Source organism: Caballeronia sp. SL2Y3 (assembly GCF_022879575.1).
Taxonomy (GTDB): Bacteria; Pseudomonadota; Gammaproteobacteria; order Burkholderiales; family Burkholderiaceae; genus Caballeronia.
Genome location: NZ_CP084260.1, coordinates 1,030,868 through 1,055,904, shown reverse-complemented (window position 1 = coordinate 1,055,904; position 25,037 = coordinate 1,030,868). Strand labels below are relative to the sequence as shown.

27 protein-coding genes and 1 tRNA gene are annotated in these 25,037 nt (G+C 65.4%); 9 read left to right on the top strand and 19 right to left on the bottom strand.

The annotated features are described in order from the left end of the window. Positions 1–50: 50 nt before the first annotated feature. A complete protein-coding gene (locus tag LDZ26_RS04940; RefSeq protein ID WP_244848423.1) occupies positions 51–914 on the top strand; it encodes an HlyD family secretion protein in 864 nt (287 codons plus the stop codon). 221 nt (positions 915–1,135) lie between these two features. Beyond that, complete coding sequence (locus LDZ26_RS04935; RefSeq protein WP_244848422.1) at positions 1,136–1,528, top strand: type II toxin-antitoxin system death-on-curing family toxin; 393 nt, start codon at positions 1,136–1,138, stop codon at positions 1,526–1,528. Positions 1,529–1,592: 64 nt separating this feature from the next. Here the strand turns inward: LDZ26_RS04935 and LDZ26_RS04930 are convergent, their stop codons facing one another. From LDZ26_RS04930 to LDZ26_RS04870, 13 genes are all read right to left on the bottom strand, one after another. Next, entirely contained in the window at positions 1,593–2,405 is an 813-nt protein-coding gene (locus tag LDZ26_RS04930) for an ABC transporter substrate-binding protein (RefSeq protein ID WP_244848420.1), read from the bottom strand. 262 nt (positions 2,406–2,667) lie between these two features. Continuing rightward, entirely contained in the window at positions 2,668–3,681 is a 1,014-nt protein-coding gene (gene astE, locus LDZ26_RS04925; RefSeq protein ID WP_244848419.1) for a succinylglutamate desuccinylase, read from the bottom strand. After that, positions 3,665–5,041, bottom strand: coding sequence for an N-succinylarginine dihydrolase (gene astB / locus LDZ26_RS04920; RefSeq protein ID WP_244848418.1), 1,377 nt, complete (start codon positions 5,039–5,041; stop codon positions 3,665–3,667). The genes astE and astB overlap by 17 nt, the downstream gene beginning before the upstream one ends. 15 nt (positions 5,042–5,056) lie before the next feature. Beyond that, positions 5,057–6,529: a succinylglutamate-semialdehyde dehydrogenase gene (gene astD / locus LDZ26_RS04915; RefSeq protein WP_244848416.1), complete on the bottom strand. Its 1,473-nt coding sequence runs from the start codon at positions 6,527–6,529 to the stop codon at positions 5,057–5,059. 12 nt (positions 6,530–6,541) lie between these two features. Beyond that, entirely contained in the window at positions 6,542–7,570 is a 1,029-nt protein-coding gene (gene astA / locus LDZ26_RS04910; RefSeq protein WP_244848414.1) for an arginine N-succinyltransferase, read from the bottom strand. Further along, positions 7,567–8,613 (bottom strand): arginine/ornithine succinyltransferase subunit alpha, encoded by a 1,047-nt coding sequence (gene aruF / locus LDZ26_RS04905; protein WP_244848412.1) that lies wholly within the window; start codon positions 8,611–8,613, stop codon positions 7,567–7,569. The genes astA and aruF overlap by 4 nt, the downstream gene beginning before the upstream one ends. A 34-nt stretch (positions 8,614–8,647) precedes the next feature. Continuing rightward, entirely contained in the window at positions 8,648–9,877 is a 1,230-nt protein-coding gene (locus LDZ26_RS04900) for an aspartate aminotransferase family protein (RefSeq protein WP_244848411.1), read from the bottom strand. Positions 9,878–10,007: 130 nt separating this feature from the next. After that, the gene (locus LDZ26_RS04895) at positions 10,008–10,976 is read right to left on the bottom strand and encodes a GlxA family transcriptional regulator (protein WP_244848962.1); all 969 of its coding nucleotides are present in this window, start codon (positions 10,974–10,976) and stop codon (positions 10,008–10,010) included. A gap of 70 nt (positions 10,977–11,046) precedes the next feature. After that, positions 11,047–11,862: an ABC transporter ATP-binding protein gene (locus tag LDZ26_RS04890; protein ID WP_175940039.1), complete on the bottom strand. Its 816-nt coding sequence runs from the start codon at positions 11,860–11,862 to the stop codon at positions 11,047–11,049. A gap of 32 nt (positions 11,863–11,894) precedes the next feature. Continuing rightward, on the bottom strand, positions 11,895–12,608 hold the full coding sequence (locus LDZ26_RS04885) for an ABC transporter permease (protein ID WP_244848410.1): 714 nt from the start codon (positions 12,606–12,608) through the stop codon (positions 11,895–11,897). Between the two features lie 11 nt (positions 12,609–12,619). Continuing rightward, positions 12,620–13,309 carry an ABC transporter permease gene (locus tag LDZ26_RS04880; protein WP_244848409.1) on the bottom strand — a complete coding sequence of 230 codons (690 nt, stop codon included), beginning with the start codon at positions 13,307–13,309 and terminating at the stop codon, positions 12,620–12,622. A gap of 269 nt (positions 13,310–13,578) precedes the next feature. Further along, positions 13,579–13,977 (bottom strand): hypothetical protein, encoded by a 399-nt coding sequence (locus tag LDZ26_RS04875; RefSeq protein WP_244848408.1) that lies wholly within the window; start codon positions 13,975–13,977, stop codon positions 13,579–13,581. A gap of 46 nt (positions 13,978–14,023) precedes the next feature. Continuing rightward, positions 14,024–15,610, bottom strand: a complete 1,587-nt coding sequence (locus tag LDZ26_RS04870; protein WP_244848407.1) for an EAL domain-containing protein — start codon at positions 15,608–15,610, stop codon at positions 14,024–14,026. A 331-nt stretch (positions 15,611–15,941) separates the two neighbouring features. Here LDZ26_RS04870 and LDZ26_RS04865 point away from each other — a divergent pair, with 331 nt between their 5' ends. From LDZ26_RS04865 to rpsU, 4 genes are all read left to right on the top strand, one after another. Beyond that, positions 15,942–16,469, top strand: coding sequence for a GNAT family N-acetyltransferase (locus LDZ26_RS04865; protein ID WP_244848406.1), 528 nt, complete (start codon positions 15,942–15,944; stop codon positions 16,467–16,469). A 31-nt stretch (positions 16,470–16,500) separates the two neighbouring features. Beyond that, entirely contained in the window at positions 16,501–17,094 is a 594-nt protein-coding gene (locus tag LDZ26_RS04860) for a YigZ family protein (protein ID WP_244848405.1), read from the top strand. Next, positions 17,091–17,423, top strand: a complete 333-nt coding sequence (locus LDZ26_RS04855) for a 2Fe-2S iron-sulfur cluster-binding protein (RefSeq protein ID WP_370650649.1) — start codon at positions 17,091–17,093, stop codon at positions 17,421–17,423. The genes LDZ26_RS04860 and LDZ26_RS04855 overlap by 4 nt, the downstream gene beginning before the upstream one ends. 176 nt (positions 17,424–17,599) lie before the next feature. After that, positions 17,600–17,812 (top strand): 30S ribosomal protein S21, encoded by a 213-nt coding sequence (rpsU, locus tag LDZ26_RS04850; protein ID WP_006999077.1) that lies wholly within the window; start codon positions 17,600–17,602, stop codon positions 17,810–17,812. A 446-nt stretch (positions 17,813–18,258) separates the two neighbouring features. On the opposite strand, the gene LDZ26_RS04845 is transcribed toward rpsU, so the two are convergent. From LDZ26_RS04845 to LDZ26_RS04830, 4 genes are all read right to left on the bottom strand, one after another. Continuing rightward, a tRNA-Met gene (locus tag LDZ26_RS04845) sits at positions 18,259–18,335 on the bottom strand. A 56-nt stretch (positions 18,336–18,391) separates the two neighbouring features. Then, entirely contained in the window at positions 18,392–19,918 is a 1,527-nt protein-coding gene (locus LDZ26_RS04840; RefSeq protein ID WP_244848404.1) for a peptide MFS transporter, read from the bottom strand. A gap of 245 nt (positions 19,919–20,163) precedes the next feature. Then, positions 20,164–20,790, bottom strand: a complete 627-nt coding sequence (locus tag LDZ26_RS04835; RefSeq protein ID WP_244848403.1) for a LysE family translocator — start codon at positions 20,788–20,790, stop codon at positions 20,164–20,166. A 47-nt stretch (positions 20,791–20,837) separates the two neighbouring features. Continuing rightward, positions 20,838–22,016 carry a porin gene (locus LDZ26_RS04830; protein ID WP_244848402.1) on the bottom strand — a complete coding sequence of 393 codons (1,179 nt, stop codon included), beginning with the start codon at positions 22,014–22,016 and terminating at the stop codon, positions 20,838–20,840. Positions 22,017–22,220: 204 nt separating this feature from the next. Here LDZ26_RS04830 and LDZ26_RS04825 point away from each other — a divergent pair, with 204 nt between their 5' ends. Further along, the gene (locus tag LDZ26_RS04825) at positions 22,221–22,964 is read left to right on the top strand and encodes an SDR family oxidoreductase (RefSeq protein ID WP_244848401.1); all 744 of its coding nucleotides are present in this window, start codon (positions 22,221–22,223) and stop codon (positions 22,962–22,964) included. 19 nt (positions 22,965–22,983) lie between these two features. Here the strand turns inward: LDZ26_RS04825 and LDZ26_RS04820 are convergent, their stop codons facing one another. Continuing rightward, entirely contained in the window at positions 22,984–23,676 is a 693-nt protein-coding gene (locus LDZ26_RS04820; RefSeq protein ID WP_244848400.1) for a ribonuclease HI family protein, read from the bottom strand. A gap of 172 nt (positions 23,677–23,848) precedes the next feature. Between LDZ26_RS04820 and LDZ26_RS04815 the strand changes: the two genes are divergently transcribed. Beyond that, positions 23,849–24,376 (top strand): PRC-barrel domain-containing protein, encoded by a 528-nt coding sequence (locus LDZ26_RS04815; protein WP_244848399.1) that lies wholly within the window; start codon positions 23,849–23,851, stop codon positions 24,374–24,376. 37 nt (positions 24,377–24,413) lie between these two features. Here LDZ26_RS04815 and LDZ26_RS04810 read toward each other — a convergent pair whose 3' ends face one another. Then, positions 24,414–24,659: a hypothetical protein gene (locus LDZ26_RS04810; protein ID WP_244848398.1), complete on the bottom strand. Its 246-nt coding sequence runs from the start codon at positions 24,657–24,659 to the stop codon at positions 24,414–24,416. Between the two features lie 86 nt (positions 24,660–24,745). Here LDZ26_RS04810 and LDZ26_RS04805 point away from each other — a divergent pair, with 86 nt between their 5' ends. Beyond that, positions 24,746–25,024: a hypothetical protein gene (locus LDZ26_RS04805; protein WP_370650648.1), complete on the top strand. Its 279-nt coding sequence runs from the start codon at positions 24,746–24,748 to the stop codon at positions 25,022–25,024. Positions 25,025–25,037 lie beyond the last annotated feature (13 nt).

Sequence of the window (25,037 nt, the reverse complement as noted above, 5' to 3'; positions counted from 1 at the left end):
TCGCTCACACACGTTCACACACGTTCTTACACGTTCACAAGAGTTGCATCATGGTTCTCAGGAAAATCATCGGCTTCGTCATGACGATCGTCATCTTCGCGGCCGCGCTCGTCATCGGCCGCATGCTGTGGGTGCATTACATGGATGCGCCGTGGACGCGCGATGGCCGCGTGCGCGCCGATGTCGTCAACGTCGCGCCGGACGTGTCGGGCGCGGTCGTGCAGATGCCCGTGCGCGACAACCAGTTCGTGAAGAAAGGCGATCTGCTGATGGAGATCGATCCGTCGCATTACCGGATCGCGGTCGAGCAGGCCGAGGCGAACGTCGCGGCGCGCGCCGCCGAACTGCGCATGCGGCGCTCCGACGCGGCGCGGCGCGCGGACATGGACAGCCTCGTCGTCTCCAAGGAAGCGCAGGAAAACGCGATGCAGACGGCATCGACGGCGGCGGCGCAGCTTCAGCAGGCACAGGCGGCGCTGGATGCGGCGAAGCTCAATCTGGAGCGGACGAAGGTCTATTCGCCGGTGGACGGCTACGTGACGAACCTGAACGTGTATCGCGGCGACTACGCGACGGCGGGCGCGGCGAAGCTCGCCATCGTCGATAGTCATTCGTTCTGGGTCTACGGCTACTTCGAGGAAACGAAGCTGCCGCACGTGCGCGTGGGCGACCGCGCGCAGATTCGCCTGATGAGCGGCGGCGAGCTGACGGGACATGTGGAGAGCATTTCGCGCGGCATTTATGATCGCGACAATCCGCAAAGCCGCGAACTGCTCGCCGACGTGAACCCGACGTTCAACTGGGTGCGGCTCGCGCAGCGCGTGCCGGTGCGCGTGAGAATCGACGAGGTGCCGCAAGGCGTCATGCTCGCGGCGGGGACGACGTGCACGGTGGTGATTGCGCCGTCGATGTGATAGCTTCGGCGTATCCGGATGAACGCGAGTCACATAGAAATGGCACCGAAACGAATAGGTCGATTGCTGGCCGACGAGATCCCGCCGCGCGTCAAGATTGCACCGCGCGCGGACAGAAGTATCGACATGTCGACGCCTGAAGCGCGCGAACGTGTCATGCAAGCCGTGCGGAAGGTGATTCGAACGCACAACGTCGCGATCAAGGCGCTCGCCAAACGCTAATGCTGCTCGATGCGCAGTACGTCATCGCGGTGCATGATGACATCCTGGAGCATGAAGGCGGCCTTTCCGGCTTCGCGCAGGCAGGCCCGGGCGGCGTGGAGGCGGTTCTGGCTCGCGTTGAAAATCACGCGCACTACGCCGGACTGGACGATACCTTCGGGATCGCGGCCATGTATGCCGTGGCTATTGCAAGAGGCCACGTCTTCAACGATGGAAACAAACGTACAGCACTGGTTTGCGCACTGACGTATTTGAGCGTGCAGGGATACGACCTCGCATCAACCGTGGATATCGAAGACGATCTCGTCGAAGTGATGGTCGAAGTCGCCGAAGGAAAGATCGACCGCGAAGAACTGGCGGACTATCTGTCGGTCGTCTGCATGTGCTCGTGATATCGACGCAAAAAAGCCCGCCCCGGCCACGACCGGAAGCGGGCTTCGCACCACCCTCACGCCCTTACTTCAACACCACCTTCACATCGAAGTACTTCGCGGCAAGCCGGTCGATGGAGCCGTCGTCCTTCAGCTCCTTCAGCGCGCGGTTGAGCGCGTCCTTCAGGGCGCGGTCGCTCTTGCGCACGCCGAAGCCCACGCCCGAGCCGAGCAGCTTGTCGTCGCTCACCGCCGGACCCGCGAACGCGAAGCCCGCGCCCTGCGGCTGCTTCAGAAAGCCCTTCGACGCCGCCTCGGCATCCTGAAACGCCGCATCCAGACGCCCCGACGCGAGATCCGCGTAAATCTGGTCCTGCGCCTGATAGGACTCCACATCGATGCCCGCGGGCGCCCACTTCGCCTTCGCGTAGGTCTCCTGAATCGAGCCCTGCAGCACGCCGACGCGCTTGCCCTTCAGGCCGTCGACCGTCGGGAGAATCGCGCTGCCCTTCTTCGCGATCAGCTGGTTCGGAATCGTGTAGATGGGATCGGTGAAGTCGATCGCGAGCTTGCGCTTGTCGGTGATCGTCATGTCCGAATTGATGCCGTCGAACTTGCGCGCCTCCAGGGCCGGAATCAGCCCGTCGAACGAGTTCTCGACCCACACGCACTTCATCTTGAGCTTCGCGCAGACCGCGTTGCCGATGTCGATATCGAAGCCCGTCAGCTCGCCCGTCGGCGTCTTCGATTCGAACGGCGCGTACGACGCCTCCACGCCGAAGCGCAGTTCCTTCATGTTATCGGCGGCGTGCGCATTAAGCGACGCGGCGCCCGCGGCGGTCATGGCGCCGAGCACGGCGAGCGCGGCGAATTTGCGGTTGATCCATTGCGATTTCATCTACTGCCATCTCCTTCCAGTGTGTTTCGTGATCTGTCGTCCGATGCGGCACAACGCCGACCATTGCAGAATCGCGGCGTCAATAAAAACGCTCAAACGAGGCGCGCGCTTTTGATGCGCCGCATCATGGACAGGGCCGCGATTGTATCGCGCGTCCGAAGCCGCACCCGCGCGGCGGCGCGCGGCGTGTGCAGCAAAAGCGGAAACGAAAACTGGCAAGCGGATGTCGCGCCCATGCAAGTCCGGGCGCAAGGAGGCAGGATTATTCGAGCGATGCGAGCGTCGCGTCGGTGGTATCGACGACCATCAGACCCGCGCGCAGACCGGGCTTCACCTTGGGATTCGGAAACACGATGCGCTCTTCGTCGTGCGCCACGCGATAGGTGTAATCGCCGTCGCGGGCGAGCTCCGCGCCTGCCGGAAACGCCGTGAAATTCGGCACATCGGCCGCGACGTTCAGCACGAATGCTTCGCTCTGCTTGTCGATTTGCGCGACGACGGTGAATACGCGCAGCGGCGCCTCTTCGACCGGCGCGCTGCCCGCGACGAGCCGCCGCAAAGCCGCATCCGATGCCGCGAAGCGCGCGAGATCGTTCTGACCGAAGGGCCGCACCTTGCCCAGTTCGAGCGTGCAGGCGAGCGCGCCACACTGCTCGGCGGTGAAATGCGTGAACGTGTTGCCCTTCTCCCGATGCAGCAGCACCGCTTGCAGACGCGCATCCCGCAGCCAGTCGAACATCGCGCGGGAAAGCGGCGCGCCGGTGTACGGCAAGAGCGCGAACTGCTCGAAGACCGACGCGCGAATGGCCGTATGCATGTCGATATGCCACTTCGGATGCGCGACGCCCTCGAAGAAGCCGCGCGCCGCGCGTTCGAGCTCGGCTGCGCGCGGCGCTTCCGCGCTCGAAGGCAAGTTCGCGTGACGGCCGCTGAACAGGCGATTGAGGTCGTCGTCGGCATAGCGCACGCCCGCTCGCATCGCGCCGATATTGCCGAGGATCACCAGCACGCGGCCTCCAAGCGCAGCTTTCCCGCTCGCGATATCGGCAACAAGGCGCGACAGCATTTCGATCGGCGCGGTTTCGTCGCCGTGAATGCCGGCAGACGCGATCACGCTATGCGTCGCGGCTTGCGCGGCGGGTTCCAGCAGCAAGACGCCTTCGCCCTGCCACGTCCAGCGCACGCCGGATGCCGCCGTGCCGGACCGCGTCGCAGGCTCTTCGCCCGAGAGACAGAACGCGAGAAAGTCGTCGAGATGCTCAGTGCTGGAAGTCATAGATCGCGCCCAGTCCGAGAAGCGTCGTCAGTTCGTCGAGCGCCCTGCGCGATTGATCCAGCAGTTGCGGATCGGCAAGATCGGCGGGCGCGAGGCGATCGCGATAATGCGTGTCGATCCACGCGTCGAGGCGCGCAAAGAGCGCGTCGTTCATCCACACGCCCGGGTTCACCGCCGCGCGCTCGGCAACGTTGAGCACGACGCGCAGCCGCAGGCACGCCGGGCCGCCGCCGTTTTTCATGCTTTCGCGCAGATCGAAGACGAGCACTTCGTCGATAGGCGTCGCGCGATTGGCGAGCGAATCCAGATACGCCGCCACGCGCTCGTTCTCGCGGCACTCCTGCGGCACGACGAGCACTTGCGTGCCGTCCGAGCGCGACAGCAGCTGGCTATTGAACAGATATGACGACACCGCATCCGCCACGCTCACTTCGCTCTGCGGCACTTCGAGCGCCGTGAACGCCGCGCCGTGTTGCGCGAGCTTCGCGGCGAGTTCGTCGTAGACCTTCTGCTGATCCACGAACGCGCGCTCGTGGCAGAACAGCGTCGTGCGATTGCCGACCGCGATGACGTCGTTGTGGAACACGCCGGCGTCGATCACATCGGGCGATTGCTGCGCGAACACGGTCGATGCGTCCGAGAGTCCGTGCAGGCGCGCCACCGCGCGGCTCGCCTCCAGCGTCTGCCGCGCCGGAAAGCGCTGCGGCTGCGGCCCCTCGCCGTATTCGCTGCGGCCATATACGAAGAACTCGACGCCCTTCTCGCCGTATTCCCGCGCGAAACGCGTGTGATTGGCCGCGCCTTCATCGCCGAGCGCGGGCGTGCCCGGCAACGCATGATGAATGCGAAAGCGCGCTTCGTCGGCGAAGATAGCGGCAAGCGAGCGGCGCGTTTCGCCATGCTCGATCGCGCGATGCAGCTTCGCCGCCAGATTCGCGGGCGTGAAGTGGACGCGGCCATCGGCGGTATCGGCCGAAGGGCTCACGGTCGCCGCGTTGGCGGTCCACATCGCGGAGGCCGAACTCGCGGCCGCGAGCAGTTCGGGCGCATCAACGGCGGCGCGCTCGATCACGGCGGCATCCGTTCCGGTGAAGCCGAGACTTCTCAACAGCCGGATCGACGGACGTTCGAGCGGCGGCAGCACGCCCTGATGAAAGCCCAGGTCCGCGAGCCGCTTCATCTTGCGCAAGCCCTGCTTCGCCGCGGCCTTCGGATTGGCGACCGACTTCTCGTTATTGCGCGACGCCACGTTGCCGAACGACAGCCCCGCATAATTGTGCGTCGGCCCGACGAGCCCGTCGAAATTCGCTTCGCTCGCCGCGCGAGCTTCGTGGGTCTGATTGGCTTGCTGTGCCTGCATGTCGGATTCCGGTGCTTAGAACGTGAGACCCGGCGATACGCTCGCGGGCATCTGCAATTGCGCGCTTTCCACGGATGCCATCGGATACGAGCAGTAGTCCGCCGCGTAATACGCGCTCGGCCGATGGTTGCCCGAGCGCCCCACGCCGCCGAAGGGCGCCGCCGACGACGCGCCGTTGGTCGGCCGGTTCCAGTTGACGATGCCCGCGCGAATCGTGCGCTGGAAGTGCCGCCACGCGGTCTCGTCGTCGGCGAGGAGGCCGGCGGAGAGGCCGAAAGCCGTGTCGTTCGCGCGCTCGATGGCTTCATCGAAAGTCTTGTAGCGCGTGAGTTGCACGATCGGGCCGAAGTGCTCTTCGTCGGGAACGTCGCGGGCATCGGTCACGTCCAGAATCGCGGGCGTGACGAAACCGAGATTCGCCGCGCGCTGCTGCATCGTAAGCAAGGGCTGTGCGCCGGCTTCGATCAATTGCGTTTGCGCCGCGACGAGCCGCGCCGCCGCCCGCGCCGAGATGACCGCGCCCATGAAGGGCTGCGGCTCGTCGTCGTACGCGCCGATGCGGATGCCCGCGCTCACTTCCGCGAAGCGTTGCAGGAAACGCTCGCCGAACGCATCGTCCGGGACGAAAAGACGGCGCGCGCACGTGCAACGCTGACCGGCCGAAAGAAACGCCGATTGAATCGTGTGATGCACGGCTGCGTCGATATCCGCGACCGGCGCGACGACGAGCGGATTGTTGCCGCCCATTTCCAGCGCCAGCACGATTTCCGGCCGCCCGCCGAACTGGCGATGCAACAGCGTGCCGGTATCCGAGCTGCCGGTGAAGAACAGCCCGTCGATCTGCCGATGGTTGGCGAGCGCGATGCCCGTGTCCTTTTCGCCTTGCACGAGGTTGAGCACGCCCGCAGGCAGCCCCGCCTCGATCCACAGCGCGACGGTCGCCGCCGCGACGCCCGGCGCGAGTTCCGAAGGCTTGAACACGACCGCATTGCCCGCGATCAGCGCCGGCACGATATGGCCGTTCGGCAAGTGCCCGGGAAAGTTGTACGGCCCGAACACGGCGACCACGCCGTGCGGCCGGTGCCGCAGCACGGCAACGCCATCGGCCATCGGCGCGCGCTTTTCGCCGGTGCGTTCGTGATACGCCTGCACGGAAATATCGACCTTCGCGGCCATCGACGCCACTTCGGTGCGCGCTTCCCACAGCGGCTTGCCGGTTTCGCGGCCGATGGCGTGCGCGAGCGATTCCTTGTTTTCGTTCAGCAGCGACGCGAAACGCTTCGCGACCGCGACGCGCTCATCGAAGCTCACGGCCGACCACGACGCGAACGCGCGCCGCGCCGAGGACACCGCGCGATCCACGTCGTCGGCGGATGCGCTCGCGCCTTGCCACACGGTTTCATCGCTTGCTGGATTGCGCGACGCGAACGACGCGCCCTGCCCGTCCTGCCACTCACCGCCGATATACAACTGGTTTCGGATATCCATGACGTCTCTCAGTTATTTCGCACGCTGCGATGTCAGCACGCGCACGGTGTCGCCGTTCTTCACGCGCAAGGCGGCGGCTTCGTCGGCTGTCAGCAGGAATTTGCCGTCGTTGACCGCGCCGGAGGTTGCGCCGCAGCGGAAGTCGTCGAGCGAGGTGTTCGATACCAGGCTCTTCGCATGGCTCTGCGCGTCGTCGCGCTCGCCGATGCGCACCGTCGCCAGCACGCTTTCGCGCACCGTGCGCAAGTCCGCGACGTGGCATTCGAGCACCGGACCGGCATCGAAGATATCGACGTGGTTCTCGTAGCGCAGGCCTTCAGCTTCGAGCATCTTGCGCGCGGGCGCGGTGTCGCGGTGCGTAACGCCGACCGTCTGCTGCGCGGACTCCGGCAGCAAGTCCAGATACACCGGATAGCGCGGCATCAGTTCCGCGAGGAACGACTTCTTGCCGTGCGAGCTTAAGTAATCGGCTTCGTTGAAGTCGATCTGATAGAAGTGCGAGCCGACCGCGTTCCAGAACGGCGATTCGCCGTTCTCGTCGAAATGGCCGCGCAACTCCGCGCACAGCCGCTGCGGAAAGCGGTCCCGGAATTGCGCGATAAACATGAACCGCGAGCGCGACAGCAACCCGCCCACGCCCGCCGTGCGATAACGCGGGCTCAGGAACAGCGAGCAAACCTCCGAGTAGCCCGTGAGATCGTGCGAAATGTTGAGCAGCGACATGCGCGTCCACACGCCCATGTCCTTGCTCGCATGCACGACCGTCGACACGCGATAGTTGTAGAACGGCTGCTCCAGCCCGACTTCCGTTTCGATGCCGCACACGCCGGCGACGTCCCCGGTCGCGGTGTCTTCCATCACGAAGAAGTAGCCCGCTTCGAACGGCTCTGCATCGCCCGCGAGCGTGCGCCGCGCGCGCTCGACACGGGCCGCCAGCGCGGCGCGATCCGGCTTGAACGTGGTGAGCCCCGGGCCCGTTTCCAGCGCCAGCGCGACGAGCGCGTCGACATCTCCCGGCTGCACGCAGCGCACGACGATCATTGCAATTCTCCCGAGGCTTGATGCAGCGGCACGCAGCGCACCGTGTCTTTTTCCGCGACGCCGAGCGCGCCGCACGCATCGGCGCTCAACGCCGCGCCGTCCGAGCGCGTGCCCGTCAGTTCCGCGACGATGCAGCGGAACTCGTGCGCCCCGCCCGCCGCGACGAGATACGCCGCGCCTTTCGTGTCCGTGCCTTCGTGCACCGCGCGCAGTTCGCCCGAACTCGCGGATGCGCTCTTGTCCACCGCGAGCGTCAGCACCGGGCCGGCGTCGAAAATATCGACGAAACGGTCCGGCTCGAAGCCTTCTTCGAGATGAATGTCGTAGGCGAGCAGCGTGCTCGCGTTCGGCTCGCCGAGCACGCGCTGCGCCTCGCCGGGCAGAAGCGGCACATAGAGCGGATACGTCGGCATGACTTCGGCAATGAACGTGCGGCTGCGCCCGCCCGACTCCAGTTCCACCTGCTCGAAGTCACGCCCGAAGAACTTGCGGCCGACGGCTTCCCAGAACGGCGACACGCCCGCGTCGTCGGTGACGCCCAGCATCAGCGAGAACACTTCGCTCGAAAAGCGCTTGCGGTTCGCCGCGATGTACATCATGCGGGCGCGCGAAAGAAGATGCGCGGTCGCTTCGCCTTCGGGCGTGCGCAGCGACGGATCGATATAAAAGCCCGTGAGCCGGCTCTTGCCCGTCAGTTCGTGCGACATGGTGAGCGCGTGAATCTTGCGGTTCACCTTGAGTTCGCGCGATGCGTGAATCAGCGCGTCGTTGCGAAACGTGTAGAACGGCTCGGAATAGCCCGCCGACGCGACAATGCTCGACGTGCCGTAGAGCTTGCCGCTCTGCGCGTCTTCCAGCACGAAGAGATAGAACTCCTCGCCCGGAAAATCGACTTCGGCGCGAAACGAATCTTCGGAGAGCGCGACGCGCGTTTCCAGCGCGCGCCGGTCGCGCGGCAACGAGTGCAGCACGGGCGCGGCCGAGCGCGCCATGCGCTCGAGCTCGTCGAGATCGGAGAGTCTTGCCGGACGAACGAATAGCATCGCCGTTTCCTGTAAAGCGGTGATCAACGATGAATCAGCGCGCGACGGCCGTCGCGCCCACGACCTGTTCGATCGCCTGCTCGATGCGCGCGAAGCCTTCGTCGAGATCGGCCATCGGCATGATGAGCGACGGCGCGAAGCGCAGCACGTTCGGCCCGGCGATCAGCATGATGACGCCGTTGGCCGCAGCCGCATTGAGCACGTCCTTCGCGCGGTCCTTGTAGGCGTCGGCGAGTTCCGCGCCGATCAAAAGACCGCGGCCGCGAATCTCCTTGAAGAGGCCCAACCGCTCGTTGATGCGCGCAAGATGCGCCTTGATCGCTTCGCTGCGCGCGCCGACGCCTTCGAGCAATTTCGGATCGCTGATCAGTTCGACCACTTTCTCCGCGATGGACGCGCCGAGCGGATTGCCGCCGTACGTCGTGCCGTGAACGCCGACCTTGAAGTGCTGCGCGATCTCATCGGTGGTCAGCATGGCGCCGATGGGAAAGCCGTTGCCGAGCGCCTTCGCGGTCGTGAGGATGTCGGGCGTCACGCCGTATTGCATGTACGCGTAGAAGGTGCCCGTGCGGCCGACGCCCGTCTGCACCTCGTCGAAAATCAACAAAGCGCCGTGCTTGTCGCACGCTTCGCGCAGGCCCTTCAGGAACGCGGGATCGGCGGGCAGCACGCCGCCTTCGCCCTGCACCGGCTCCACGATCACCGCGCACGTCTTGTCGCCGATGGCTGCGAGCGCCTGCGCGAGATCGTTATACGGCAGATGGCGGATGCCTTGCGGCTGCGGCCCGAAGCCTTCGGCATACTTCGGCTGGCCGCCGACGCTGACCGTGAAGAACGTGCGGCCATGAAACGACTGCGTGAACGAGATGATCTCGATCTTCTCGGGACCGAACTTGTCGATGGCGTAGCGGCGCGCGAGCTTCAACGCCGCTTCGTTCGCCTCGGCGCCCGAGTTCGCGAAGAACGCGCGATCCGCGAACGTCAGGTCCGTCAGGCGTTTCGCGAGACGCAATACCGGCGCGTTCGTATAGCCGTTGCCGATGTGCCAGAGCTTCTCGCCCTGCTCGTGCAGCACCTTGAGCAGTTCGGGATGCGCGTGGCCCAGCGCCGTCACCGCGATGCCGCCCGCGAAGTCGATGTAATCGCGGCCTTCGGTGTCCCATACGCGCGAGCCGCGGCCTCTGTCCGGCACGAAATTGGCGGGCGAAAACACCGGAACCATTACTTCGTCGAACGTACCGCGATTCACATTGATGTCGGTCATGTGCCACTCCTCTACGGGTTCTTGCTGCAGTCGTATTGCAATGCTTTCGATATTAGGCGCTTGCGTGCGTTCCGTCTTGCGCGTTCGCGACATGCTTTCATGCGCTTTCACGCCAGGCTCAAACGTCGATTCAACGAGCTTCGGGCGGCTCGATCAACGCCCCGCCGCGCGGTTCGTCGAGCGCGCCGCGCTGCTTTTCGATCCAGTTGCGCCGCTCCTCGCGCGGCGTCACGCCGAAGCGGTCGCGATACGCATTGGAAAAATGCGCCGCCGATGAAAACCCGCACGCGAGACTGATCTGCACGACCGATTTGCTCGTGCGCTGCAACTGCGTGCGCGCCTTCGTCAAACGCAGATTGAGGTAATACTTCGAGGGCATCGCGCCGAGATACTGACGAAAGAGCCGCTCCAGTTGCCTGCGCGAGATACCGACGAGATTTGCTATGTCATCGGTGGACAGCGGGTCTTCGATATTCGCTTCCATCAGTTGCAGCGCGTCGTTCAGGCGCGGATGCCGCTCGCCGGGCGCAGTGACGAACGGTATGCGCTGCCGCTCGGTGCCCGCGCGCAACGCGCCGACGCCGAGCGAATCCGCGATGCGCTCCGCCAGATCCTGACCGTGATCGCGAGCGATCATCGCGAGCATGAAGTCGATGCTCGCCTGACCGCCGGCGCACGTCGCGCGGTCGCGGTCGATTTCGAAGATCTGCTGCGAGACGATGGCGCGCTCGAACTGCTCGGTGAACTGCTGATACGTCTCCCAGTTCACGGCCACGCGATATTGCGCGAGTTGTCCGGCCATCGCGAGCCACCAGACGCCGTGATGGATGCCCGAGACGAGCGGCGTGCGCGGCGCGACGCGCGCAAGGCTCGCGAGAAAGAGCCGGTAGTCGGCGAACTGCTGATAGCGTTCGGAGACGACGATCAGCCAGTCGCAATGAACGGCGTCGTTGAAGGCGCAATCGGCGGGAAGCTGCGCGCCGCCCGAAAGCGGCACCGGACGGCCGTCCCACGAACAGACGCGCCAGTCATAGAGACGATGCCCGTCGATTTCGTTGGCGAGCGTGAGACTGTCGATGATCGGCGCGATGCCGCTCATCGATACCGGCGGGAGCGCCACGATCGCCACTTGCAGCGGCCCGCGCGCCGGGCCCGAAGCGCTCGCCACGTTACTTGAGACTGCCCGACAGGAACTGCTTCAGGCGCTCGCTCTTCGGCGCGCTCAACACCTCGGAAGGCGCGCCTTCTTCTTCCGTGCGTCCCTGATGCAGGAACATGACGTGATTCGACACGTTGCGCGCGAAGCCCATTTCATGCGTCACGACGATCATCGTGCGGCCTTCTTCGGCGAGGCGCTGCATGACCTTCAGCACTTCGCCGACGAGTTCGGGGTCGAGCGCGGAGGTGGGTTCGTCGAAGAGCATCACGTCCGGATGCATGGCAAGCGCGCGTGCAATGGCGACGCGCTGCTGCTGCCCGCCCGACAGATGCGACGGATACTGCTTTTCCACGCGCGGCGGCAGGCCGACCTTCTCCAGATACTCGCGGGCGCGGTCCTCGGCTTCCTTCTTCGAGATGCCGAGCACGTGAATGGGCGCTTCCATCACGTTCTCGATGGCCGTCATGTGCGACCAGAGATTGAAGTGCTGAAAGACCATCGCGAGCTTCGTGCGCACGCGCTGGAGCTGCTTGTGATCGGCCACTTCGAGATTGCCGTTGCGGTCGGTCTTCGTGCGCACGGCTTCGCCATCCACGACGATCTGCCCCGCGTTCGGCTTCTCCAGAAAGTTGATGCAGCGCAGGAACGTGCTCTTGCCCGAGCCGCTCGCGCCGATGATGCTGATGACATCGCCCGCGCGCGCCGCGAGCGACACGCCCTTCAGCACCTCGTTGTCGCCATAGCGTTTGTGGATGTCCTCGGCGACGAGCTTCGTCGCGACGTCTTTGGCTTTCGGCTCCAACGCAATCTCCTCGGGTGATGACATGATTCTCCGCACGGCTGGAATTTTAACGCTCGTCAGGCGCTCGACGGGCTCAGGTACGCGAGCCAGCGGCGCTCCGCGCGTCGAAACGCCGCGACGAGCACGAACGAAATCGCCAGATACAGAAGCGCCGCGATGCCGAACGAACCGAACGATTCATACGTGGCGGAATTCGCATCGCGGGCGACCTTCAGGATGTCCGGCACCGTCGCCGTGAACGCGACGGTGGTCGCGTGCAGCATCAGGATCACTTCGTTGCTGTACAAAGGCAAGGCGCGGCGCAGCGCGGACGGCAGGATCACACGTCGATACATCGTGAACGTGCCCATGCCGTAGGCGCGCGCGGCTTCGACTTCGCCGTGCGGAATCGCGCGGATCGCGCCCGCGAAGATTTCAGTCGTATAGGCGCAGGTGTTCAGCGCGAACGCGAGCACCGCGCAGTTGAAGCCGCTGCGAAAGAACGCTTCGAGCAAGGAATGCGTGCGCACGAATTCCAGGCTGTACATGCCCGTGTAGAGCAGCAGTAGTTGCACGTAGAGCGGCGTGCCGCGAAACACGTACGTGTAGAGGCGCACGGGCGTCGAGAGCCAGCGGCGCTTCGACACCCGCGCGCAGGCGAGCGGCACGGCCGCGCAGAAGCCGATGGCAATGGACGCCGCGAGCAGCCACAGCGTCACGACGAGGCCCGACGCGCGCATGCCGTCGGAATACAGAAACGGACGCCAGTATTCGGCGAAGATCGACATCATATTCTCGGTCCTCAAAGATCGGCGTGACGCACGCCCGTCGAATAGCGTTGTTCCAGCGCCATCAGCACGAAGTTCGACGCCGTGGTGATGGCGAGATAGATGAGCGCGGCGATCAGAATGAAGAAGAACATGTTGAACGTGCTCTTGCCCGCGTCCTGCGCGGCCTTCACCACGTCCGCGAGGCCGATGATCGACACGAGCGCCGTCGCCTTCACGAGCACTTGCCAGTTGTTGCCGATGCCCGGCAGCGCGAAGCGCATCATCTGCGGAAACAGGATGCGGCCGAACACGCGCATGCCGCTCATGCCGTACGCGCTGCCCGCTTCGAGCTGGCCGCGCGGCACTGCCAGAAACGCGCCGCGAAACGTCTCGGTGAAATACGCGCCGTAGATGAAGCCCAGCGTGAGGACGCCCGCCGTGAACGGATCGATATCGAACTGATCCCAGCCGAACGCATCGGTGACATGGTTGATCGCGATCTGGATGCTGTAGAAAAGCAGCAGCATCAGCACGAGATCGGGCACGGAGCGGATGAGTGTCGTGTACGCGGTCGCGATGCCGCGCAAGAATCCGTGCCGCGAGAGCTTCGCCGACGCGCCGACCAGTCCGAGCAACACCGAGACCGCGAGCGAAAGCAGCGCGAGCGCGAGCGTTTCCTTTGCGCCCGCCCAGAGCAGCGGGCCGAAGCCGTACAACGACATGAGCGCCTCCTGTTTCGTCTAACGGAGGCGGCGTCCTGCCGATGCGCGCCTCCCGGATTGGCGCGGATAGTCGCAAGCGAAAAATAATCGCTCAAAGAAGCGGCGTCGGCTTGTTGCGATGCAGCATCCGGTGCGCGGGCGCGGCGTGCGGTTCATGCGCCCGCGCCGCAACGTCGGCGACGCGCGACAGCCGTGAAAACCCGCATGGGCGCGTCGTGCGGAATTCGTGCTTTTGCGTCGCTTTTTCGATAGCGGAAAACGCGGCGCCGTCAGCCCGCAGCCACGCCTCGCACGACCTGCACGACATGGCCGTTGGCGACCGCGATCTCCGGGCTCTCTTGCAGAAGCGGCAGGAAGCGTTCGGCGAAGGCGGGATCGCGCGTCTCCGCGCGGAACATGCCGATGACCGCCTTCGCATGCCCGACGCGCGCATCCGGCGTGGCTTCTTCGTCGTCGAGCACGTCGTCGAGGGCGGCGATGAGCGTCGACAGCGGCGAGAGCCAGCGATACGCGCTGCCGTTGATCACGATCTGCAGGAATTCGCCGGGCGACACCGGCCCGAACTCGGCCTCGTGCGCATGGCGCAGGTGCGCGAGCACCGCGCGATGCAGCGCGAGCAGCGGATGCCGAACATCGCGGAGAAAGGAAACGGCGGTTTGATCGTCCATGAAGGCGTCCAGTTGGGGCTTGAGATTGCGTCTTAACGATGAAGGCTCAACGAGCGCGTGTCGCGCCCGCGTAGCGGATGAATTCGGCGGCCGTGAGCGGCGGCGAAAAGAGCCAGCCTTGCCCGAACTGCGCGCCGCGTGCGTGGAGATACGCCGCCTGCTCTTCGCGCTCGATGCCTTCGGCGATCACCTGCACGCCGAGCGTCGCGGCCATCTCGATGATATGCGAAGCGACGCTGCTCGACGCCGCGTCCTGTCCGATCGTATCGACGAACGACTTGTCGATCTTGAGGCCGTCCACGCGAAACGTCTGCAAGTGCGACAGACTGGAATAGCCGGTGCCGAAGTCGTCCAGATAGACGGCGTGGCCCGCCGCGCGGAACGCGCTGATGACCTCCTTCGCCGCGTCGGCGTCGAGAAAGCCGCGCTCGGTGGCCTCGATGCGGATCTGCTGCGGGCGGATGCCTTGTCGCGCGAGCGCGGGACCGATCACGCCGAGAAAACGATGCGTCGTCAGGTCCGGCGCGGACACGTTCACGGAGATGTAATAGTCGGCGTAGCGCCTGAGAAAGTCGCCGAGTTCCAGCAGAACGGTGTCGAGCACCTGATCGGTGATCGCCTGAATGAGCCCGCGATGCTCGGCGAGCGGAATGAAATGGTCCGGCCGCACGATGCGGTCGTGATGCTTCCAGCGCACCAGCGCTTCGGCGCCGACGCATTGGCGCGTCGCGAGATCCACGATCGGCTGATACGCGACGATGAACTGGTGGCGGCGCACGGCGTCGCGCAACTGTCCGCGCGGCGAGAGCCTGCGCACGATGACAGCGGCCGCCCAGCCCGCGCACGCCACGCCCGTCGCGATCCCGGCGAGCAACGACGCCCACGGCAGCGAGCGAGCGCGCGTGCGCCACGTCTCGCGCGGCGTGCTGACGACGACCGCTAGCGGCATCGTCGCCGAGCGGCGCACGGCGACCGACGCGCAATCCAGCAGCGACGGCGAACTGCGATAGACCGCGAGGACCGCGGACGCATCCGTGGCGGGCGTGCCGGCGATCACGCGCCGCGCCTCGGTGTTGATGACGGCAACATGGCCCGAGCGCGCGATGTCCGCGTCGATGCCGTCGACGTAGAGCGACGGATCGGCGGCAATGTAGACGCCGCCGCGCCCCATCACGAGCGAATCCTTGCCCCCCGGCAGGCGCGCCATGCCGTACCACGCGCTCACGCCATCGCGGGGACGCCAGTCGGGCGGCGGCAATGCGAGACCGTCCGACGCGCCCGCCGACACCGCGCCGAGCGACGACGAGCATTGCCACCGGCCGTCGCGGTCGTACGCGCCCGCGTCGCGCAGCGGCGCACGCGTGAGCGCGATGTGCCGCAGCGCGCGAAGATAGCTCGTGGAGCACGGCGCGTCGCTCACTTCGCCGATGTCGCCCAGCGCGCCCGACAGACGCCGCGTCAAGACTTCGGCGCGAACCAGCGCGGCATCGGCGAGCTTGCCAAGCCGCTCGACGCGCGCCTGCCGTTCGCTGCGCGCGGCGAGCGTGAAGGCGATCCCCGCCGGCGCGAGCGCCGCGATCATCACGACGACGATCAGGAGCGCCGCCAGCGCCCCGCGTTGAAGTTTGTTCATTCGTATTGTGGTCGTGCGCTGCAGGGCAGGACGCTCGGCGCGCTGCCGCGCCGCGTGCGCTGATCGCGCTGACGTGCCTGCGTTGCGACGGCTGCGCGGAAATGCGGAGAACAGGCCGCCGCACGAGGCGCACGCGCCGGCTCGGTCGACAGGCGCCTTAGTGTAGAGGGCGGCAAGCAGGCGACTCAACGTTTATTTAGCCAGAAAGTGGCGCATTCGGTGGGCTGGCGCACGAGCCGCACGCGATTTATGGTCTTCGCGCGGCGTGCGAAAATTGCGGCTGCAAAGCCCGCCGATGCGGGCTTCTTCGGCCGCCACCCGAGAAACCGCCATGACATCGAATCGCGCGCCAGCGCCCATCATTCGCGACGCCGCGTCCGGCGACTTCGACGCCATCGCGCGCATCTATTCGCACTACGTGCTGCACGCGCTGGCGACGTTCGAGGAGGCGCCGCCGACGGCCGACGAGATGCGCGCGCGTCACGCGACGGCGGTCGCGGCGGGCCTGCCTTATCTCGTCGCGGAACTCGACGGCGAGGTGGCCGGTTACGCGTATGCCTCGACGTATCGCGCGCGCTCGGCGTACCGGCATACGATCGAAGATTCCGTCTATGTCGCCGACGGCTTCGGCGGACGCGGCATCGGGCTCGCGCTGCTTTCGGCGCTCGTCGAGCGATGCGAGCGCGGCCCGTGGCGGCAGATGATCGCGGTGATCGGCAACAGCGGCAACGCCGGGTCCATCGCGTTGCATGCGCGGCTCGGGTTCGAGCATGTCGGCGTGTTGCGCGACGTCGGCTTCAAGTTCGGCCGATGGGTCGATACCGTGCTCATGCAGCGCGCGCTTCGCGCCTCGGCCTGAATCCCATTCGTTCTCGCAGAAGCATCCCGCCTTGCCTACCTATACGCTCGCCTCTCCCGTCTGCGCCGAAATCGACGTGCGCAAGAGCCGCTTCATCGCGCTCGCCATTCCGGTTTCCAACCGGGACGCCGCCATGCAGGAACTCGACCGCCTGCGCGCTGAGCATCCGACGGCCACGCACGTGTGCTGGGCGCTGCTCGCGGGCGGCCAGTCGGGCATGTCCGACGATGGCGAGCCGTCCGGCACGGCGGGCCGCCCGATTCTCGAAGTCCTTCGGCATCACGAAGTGGACGGCGTGCTGGCGGCGGTCGTGCGCTATTACGGCGGCATCAAGCTGGGCGCGGGCGGGCTCGTGCGCGCGTACACCGACGCGATTGCCACCGCGATGCAGTCGGCCGAGCGCATCGAGCGTATCGAGCGCGGCCTGCTCGCCATCGAGATCGACTACGCCGACGAAGCGCGTGTGCGACGCTGGATCGAGCAGCACGAAGCCGAACTGGTAGACAGCGCCTATGGGATGACGGTGCGCCTCGTCGTGCGCATGGCCGCCGCCGCGCGCGACGAGGCGGCCGCCGAACTGCGCGATCTCACGCACGGACGGGCGAACGTCGAGGTGCGCACGTGAGCGAGCCGCGCGTCTTTGCGATGACCGTCGCGCCGCGCGGCGATGTCGTCGAAGTGCAGCCGGGCGAATCCCTGCTCGAAGCGGCTTGGCGCGCGGGGCTGTCGCTGCCCCGCTCGTGCCACAACGGGACCTGCCGCACATGCATTTGCAAGCTGGAATCGGGCGACGTGGACTATCGCATCGAGTGGCCGGGGCTCACGGCGGAGGAGAAGGCGGACGGCTGGATCCTGCCGTGCGTGGCGCTCGCGCGTTCGGACGTGACCATCCATCAGCCGGACGCGGAGCCGCGCGAGCCGGAAGACCGTCCGCGCCGTTCTCGCGGCTTCTGAGCCAACACGAGGGCCGGGTTATTCAGGATTTGTCGTCTCGATTCAACGACCTACGATGTGAATCCCGAGCCGCGCCGCGCAGATTCTCGTGCAAAGAGGATGCAGCGCGTCTCTCAGAAAGTGTACAATTGCGCTTTACCCCAAATTCTGGCAGGGCCAGATCAACCGAGATTTCAATGACTAAAGTACTGTTGAAAGAGAATGAGCCTTTCGACGTCGCCATGCGACGTTTTCGTCGTACCGTCGAACGCACGGGCCTGATTCAAGAACTCAAGTCGCGCATGGCGTACGAAAAGCCGACGACTGAGCGCAAGCGCAAGAAAGCTGCTGCTGTCGCTCGTCTTCGCAAGCAGATCCGCCGCGCGCAACTGCCGAAGAAGTTTTATTGATCGCTGCGCGCAGCCATCGACGGTGGGCGTGACGCCCTCGTTTTTCGCAATGCGTAGTGGGTCGGCGGTCCGAGTTCGAACGGGTCGCGGTTTCGCGGAAGCGGCGTTGAAAACGCCGGACGCGAAAGCTCGCTGATAGCACGTCTAGCGCGTGCGCCCGGTCGGATGAAGGCCGAAGGATTCGCAAAAAGCCTGCATGAGTTGGTGCTCATGCAGGCTTTTCGTGTTTAGGGTGGTCGCTCGGGGTAAGGCGAGCCGACGACGAACGCACTCGCCTAGCGACGGAACGGGAGCAGTAGAGATTTTGACGACGGACGGATCACAAGCAACGCAACTGCCTTGTTCCGACGCGTCGAGGAAGAAATACTGGATTGGCGCTTGCGCCACTTGGACAACGTCTCCAAGCGGCCTGATACAACGGCCGCCGGAAACGCGGTTTTGAATTCTGGTTGCGGGGGTAGGATTTGAACCTACGACCTTCGGGTTATGAGCCCGACGAGCTGCCAGACTGCTCCACCCCGCGTCTGAAGAATTAGATTATAGACTGAACCGCTCAGCGTCGTCAAACAGTGTTTTCGCTCAAGACGCCGAAACCGGCGTCATGCGTTTGGCATCGGTGCTCGCACTCGCGCCTGCCGCGCGATGATGCGCCCGCGACAGTCTGCCGAGCAGCGGCAACAGCACGAGCGCGATGGCCGCCCCGCCCGTCGCGAGCCAGCCGAGCGACACGAAAAGATGCGTGTACATCGGCAACGACTGAAGCGGATAGAGATGGCCCGACGGCATACGGGCGAAGTTCGCCACGACGGTGCCGAGATACTGCGACACCCCTGTCGCCACGAAATACGCGCCCATCATGAAGCCGCTCATGCGGGCCGGCACGTAGCGCGCGATCATCGCGAGGCCGAGTCCGGACACCAGCAATTCACCAAGCGAATAGAGGCCGTAGCCCGCCACCATGAACCACGACGAAACACGGCCCTCCACTGCGTAGCGCCCGCTCAGGCCGAACACGAAGAAGCCTACCGCGACCACCACGAAACCGAACGCATATTTGGCGGCCACCGACACGTCTCGGCCGCGCCGCGCGAGCCCCGCATAAGCGACGGCGAGCAGCGGACTCAGAATCATGATCCAGATCGGGTTCAGCGCCTGGAACTGCGCCGCGCTCCACGTGAAAAGACGCACGCCGGCAACCGAGAACGCAGGATCGACATTGCGCAGCGCGAACAGCGTGAGCGACGTCGACATCTGCTGATAGAAGACGAAAAACAGGATGACTTGCAGCGTTAGGATGAGCGCCGCCCAAAGGCCGGCCCGCTCGCCGCGGTCGCAGCGCGCCAGCATATAGCCGAAGATCCCGAGAATGCCGAGCGCGGCGGCCCAGACGCAAACTCTCGCCACCGTCTGATGCTGGAGGATAAACACCGTCGCCGCCGCGAGCACCGCACCGCCGGCCGCGACCGCGATGAAGCGGCCCCAGCGCATCGGCTGATCGTCCGGCGCGGAGCCCACATGCGCAAGCGTGCGGCGCATCAGCGCGAAATTCGCGAGACCGAGCGCCATGCCGCCGCAGCATACGGCGAACGCCGCGTGCCAGCCCCAGTGGTCCTTGATCCACGGCGTCGCGAGCATCGAGAACGTCGATCCGATATTCACCGCCATGTAGTAAATCGTGAAGGCACTGTCGATGCGCGCTTCGTCGCCTTCGTAGATGCGGCGCACGAGATTCGCCGCGTTCGACTTGAAGAGCCCGTTGCCCACCACGATCACGCCGAGCGACGCATACATGAAGCCGAGCGCGTCGTACGGCAGCGCGAGCATGAAGTAGCCGAGCGACAGCACGATCGCGCCGAAGGTCATCGTGCGGCGGGCGCCGAGCACCTTGTCGCCGATCCAGCCGCCAATCGACGGCGCCGAGAACACGAGCGCGGAAAATGCGCCCCATGTGAGATTGGCGTAATCGTCGGCGAAACCGACTTTGTCGATCATGAACAGGACGAGCAGCGCGGCCATGCCGTAATAACCGAAACGCTCCCACATTTCGATCAGAAAGACGGTCGCAAACGCGCGCGTCTGCGACACGGCGGGCGATTGATTATTCATGGGAAATTCCTTCAACCACAGAAGCGGTACGACGCCTTCGAGAATGCGTGGAGATTGAAACGAACTCGTCCTGAAAAGGACGATGACTGTGCAAAAGCACGTGATTATCGCTTATCGCTGCCAAAGGAGGCGTGGATAAGCCGCAACGACTTATTCCGAATCAAGGCGCGGAGCCTTCAACGTGCGATTGGAGAAAATCGCGAAAAGAAAAATGACAAACGTCCGGGTGCGCGGACGACCCGTTCTCAGGCCGCCGGACGGCGCACCAGCGCGAGCATCACGCCGAAGCCGATCATCAGCGCGCCGCTGACGCGATTGAACCACCTGAAACCGCGAGCGCCGCGCGAAAGCGAACCGAGCCGTGCGCCGAGCGCCGCGTAAATGACGATCGCGACAAGCTCGAACAGCAGGAATATCGCGCCGAGAATTGCAAAGCTCGTCGCATACGCGCTGCGGTCGACGAATTGTGGGAAGAAAGCGGTGAAGACGAGAATCGCTTTGGGATTGCCGGCGGCGACGAGAAACTCCTGCTTCGTAAGCCGCGCGAGTCCGGCAGCGCCCGCGCCCTCCTCGCCCGTGATGGTTTGCGGTCCCGAGCGGATGAGCTTGATGCCGATCCACACGAGGTAAGCCGCGCCCACGAGCTTGATCGCCGTGAAAAGCGTCTCGGACGCGAGCAGCAACGCGCCCAGTCCCAAGCCGGCAATCGCGATCATGACGGCGAACGCGGCGAGCCGTCCGAACGACGCAAGCACCGACGTGCGCACGCCCCGACGCGCGCCGTTCGAAAGCGAGAGCATGTTGTTCGGCCCGAACGCCATGTTGATGGCGAAACACGCGGGCACGAACAGCGAGAACGTCTGAATCGACATGGGACACCCTTCGAGGCGAGCAACCGGATCTCGCCAAATTACCAGATTCAGAACCGGTGGCGAATGCCTGTGGTGAACATCAACTGATTGCGGCCGCTCGACGGGTCGTTCGTGTTGATGACAGCGGGCGCGTACGACGACGCGCGCTGATAGATGGACTCGACATACACGTCCGTGCGCTTGCCCAACAGATAGTCCACCTGCAACGCGCCTTCGTGCCAGTGCGCGCCGCCGCCGTTCGTGTACACGTACATGCCGGCGAGCAGGATCGCGGGCGTCAGCTTGTAGATGCCGTTGATCTCGTAGTTATTGAGCGCGAGCGACGGCAGCGCGGCGCCGGTATCCGCGTCGTTCACGCCGGAATTGATCGAGCGGGAGAATGCGCCGGCAAGCTGGAAGTCGCCGATGCCATAGCTCATCGCGACGCCGAAGGTGTTCTGCCGCTGCACGTTGGCCGCGATGACCGCGCCCGGCCCACTGCCGGGCAGCGCGAGCGCGTCGTATGCGCCGCCGGTCGTGTTGCCGCGTCCGTCGTTGTGCAGATAGGCCGCCCCGGCGCTGAACGACTCGAGCGTGTAGTTGGCGCCGATGCTGTACGCGCGGTTATTCGCGAACCCGCCCGCCGCGTTGGAGAACGCGTAGAGGCCGCCGAAGCTGAAGCCGCCGTACGTCGCGCTCGTGTATTTGACGGAGTTGGCCGCGAGAAACGAGTTGTTCGCGTTGTCGTTGTCGAGCACATGCGCGAAGGCCGTGCCGCCGGTGCCGCCCGTCAGCGTGAAGGGCGCGAAATAGTCGTGGATGGAGTCGTACTGACGGCCGAACGTGAGGGTGCCGAGCGCGTCGGTGCCGAGGCCGACGTACATCGGATGATCGTTGAGGCCCTGCCCCGTCGACACCGCATAGCCGCGCTCGAGCCGGAAGATCGCCCGCGCGCCGCCGCCCAGATCTTCGCTGCCTTGCAGCCCCCAATAGCTGCCGTCGATGGTGCCGGTCGTCAGCCGGTATTGCGAGTGCCCGCCGACATTGCTGACATACGCGAGGCCGGCGTCCAGCTCGCCATAGAGCTGCACCGAGCTTTGCGCCCATGCGGCGCCCGGCACGCCGATGAATCCGATGCACGCCGCGAGCACCGCCGCGAACTTCGGGCGGGCCGCTGCGGGAGAAACTGCGCGCCGGGCACGCGTGACGGACGGCGCGACGTTGCGTGCGGTTAGACGGATTGGCATAGAAGAACTCCAGATCGTTTCGCGGCTGACGATTGTCGATTCTGCAGCCCATCTTGTCAGGTAAAAAAACGCTCGGCGCACGGGTGTGACCCATTACCAACGGATGACCGGAAGCCCCTTCCCAATTCGGCGTTTCGGCGCTATTGAGGCGAGCGCCGCTAGAATCGGAAGACATCGACTCCTTCCAAGCCACCGGATCTCTCCATGCCACAGACCACTCTCGCGATCGTTACCGGCCACACGCGCGGCCTCGGCGCGGCGCTCGCCGACGCGCTGCTCTCGCGCGACGCCGAGATTCTCGCGATCTCGCGCAAGCGCAATGCGGCCCTTGCGGCGCGCTATCCCGGCCGGCTGCACGAAGCCGAGCTGGATCTCGCCGATCTGTCCGCGCTCGGCGCGTGGCTCTCGGACGGCGCGCTCGGCCGCTTTCTGGCGCGCGCCGATCGCGTGCTGCTCGTCAACAATGCGGGGATGCTCGCGCCGGTCGGGCCGCTCGCGGATCAGGATGCGGGTGCGGTCGCGCGCGCAGTCAGCGTGAACGTCGCGGCTCCGCTGATGCTTGCCGCTGCCTTCGCCGCCGCGAGCGCGCAGGCGGCGGACCGGCGCGTCGCCCATATTTCGAGCGGCGCGGCGCGCAACGCGTATCCCGGCTGGAGCATCTACTGCGCGACGAAGGCCGCGCTCGATCACCACGCGCGCGCGGTCGCGCTCGACGACAATCGCGGCTTGCGCATTTGCAGCGTCGCGCCGGGCGTCGTCGATACGGACATGCAAGCGGAGATTCGCGGCACCGCGCTCGAGCGCTTCCCGCTGCGGGAGCGCTTCGACACACTGAAGCGCGAGGGCCAGCTCGCGACGCCCGAGCAGTCGGCAAGCAAGCTCGTCGATTTTCTGCTGAGCGATGCCTTCGGCAGCTCGCCGACCGCCGATATCCGCGAGCTCGGCTGACGGTCAGGGCGTCAGGGCGTCAGGCCGCTGACACCGCGCACGCAGGCGCATCCCCGACGGCGAGCGCCTCGCGCGAAAGCCGGTCGGCGTGCGCGTTGCGGGCGCGCGGAATCCATTGCAGGCGGACTTCGCCGATCTGCGCGATGAGCGCCCGCACGCGTGCCGCGTGATCCGCAAGCGACTGGATGCCGCGAGCTTCGCCGCCTTGAACGTCGTCGATGACGACGCGGCTGTCGCCATAGATTGTGAGATTGACGGCGCCTTCGCGCTGCGCCGCTTCGAGAAGCGCAGTCAGCGCGAGATACTCGGCCACGCTGCTGTCTCCCTGCCCGGCCGTCGCGCTGATGTGCAGCGTGCGGCCATCCGGACTTTTAAGCACCGCGCCGATGCCGATGCGCCCCGGATTCGGCAGCGCGGAACCGTCGAACCAGCCGGTCCACGCGCTCCCATCGTCCGGTCGCGGATCGGACGCGCGCGGCTGCGCCGGACGGTCTGCACGCGCCAGCCTGCGCAGGCGCAGCGCGTCAGCGGCTCTCGCGTGCGCGGCGCGCCGTGCATCGACCAATTCTTTCAAGGACTGCGTGCCCGCCGCCTTCGTCAGCGTCTTCACGAGCGCCGCGTGCTCGGAATAGGCCGCGCTCTTCACGAGCCGGCGGCTTTTCAGACGTTCCTTCTTGTAGGCGACGGCGAGCAGTTCCTCGAATTCGATCATGGGCGGCACGAAGGATGAACGAGCCCGCAGCTTAGCAGAACGCAGCAGGCGCACGGGCACAGGCGTTGCTCATGCGGAGTAGTCCGGATAGCCAACGACGCGGCGAACCGGACACCGACGAACAGCAGCCAGACACACGCCTGGGCATCAGGGAAACGTCAAGGAGCAGATCATGAACCGACCGATGGGAGAATCGTCCGGTGGTGCAACGATCATCGGCAAGGGCGCCGCGACGGCCGCGGGTCCGGGCCCCGACGTCATGGCGGCGAGCACGCTGGATGGCAACGCAGTGCTGAGCAGCGACGGCCACGACGTCGGCTCGCTCAAGGAAATCATGCTGGATGTGACGAGCGGCCGCGTGGCGTATGCGGTGCTCTCAAGTGGCGGCTTTCTCGGCATCGGCGACAAGCTGCTGGCTGTGCCCTGGAGCGCGCTGACGCTCGACACGGACAACCGCTGCTTTCGCCTGGCGGCGACGGCCGACCAAGTGCGCAATTCGCCGGGATTCGACAAGGACGCGTGGCCGTCGATGGCTGATCCCGTCTGGGCGAGCTCGGTGCATCAGCACTATGGCCGCGAGCCGTACTGGTCAAGCGGGTCCAGCGGCCCCGGCGCGCCGAGCACGAACGACGTCAGCGGCACCGGCGCGATTCCGCCCGGAGGCGTCGACGCGCCGGAAGCCGGCGGCGTCAAGCTGTAGCGAAGCGCGCGCCGCACGGCGCGCGCGTCAACGGCAATCAGTCGAGCGGACGCTCGCCGATCGGCAAGTCGACGTCTTGCGCGTCGTCGCCCATGAGCACGCGCAGGACATCGGTTGCGAACTCTTCCACCGCGAAATGCCATTCGAGCGAGCCAACGGGGAAGTCGTTCGGGCTGCACTTGCCCTGCGCGCGACGAATCGCGCCGACGGACAGACTCAGCGCGCGCGCGTGCTGGAAGTGCGGATCGTTTGAATCGAGAAACGGCAATTGATCTTTATCCATGACACCCTTCTGGCCCCGGCCGCTGACACATAACAACGATATCGGCCGGAACCGGAAATTCTTTAGTACCGGCTTTGATTAAATGCTTGCCGCCCGCCCTGCGGCGAGAACGTGCGGGGAAAACGCTTATGCAGCCCTATCGGAACGACGCGGGCAATTCCGGCGTGTCGGCTTATGAAATTCTGCCCGACGGCATTCGCGTGCGCTTTGCCGACGGACGGACCTATCTTTACAACTACCGCGAGTCGGGCCGCACGCACGTCGAGCAAATGAAGCGGCGTGCCCGCGCCGGCCGCGGCCTCTGCAGCTACATTTCGCAGACCCACGTTTCGTACGCCGACAAAGACGAGCGAAGAGACGCTTGACGGCGCGGTTGCG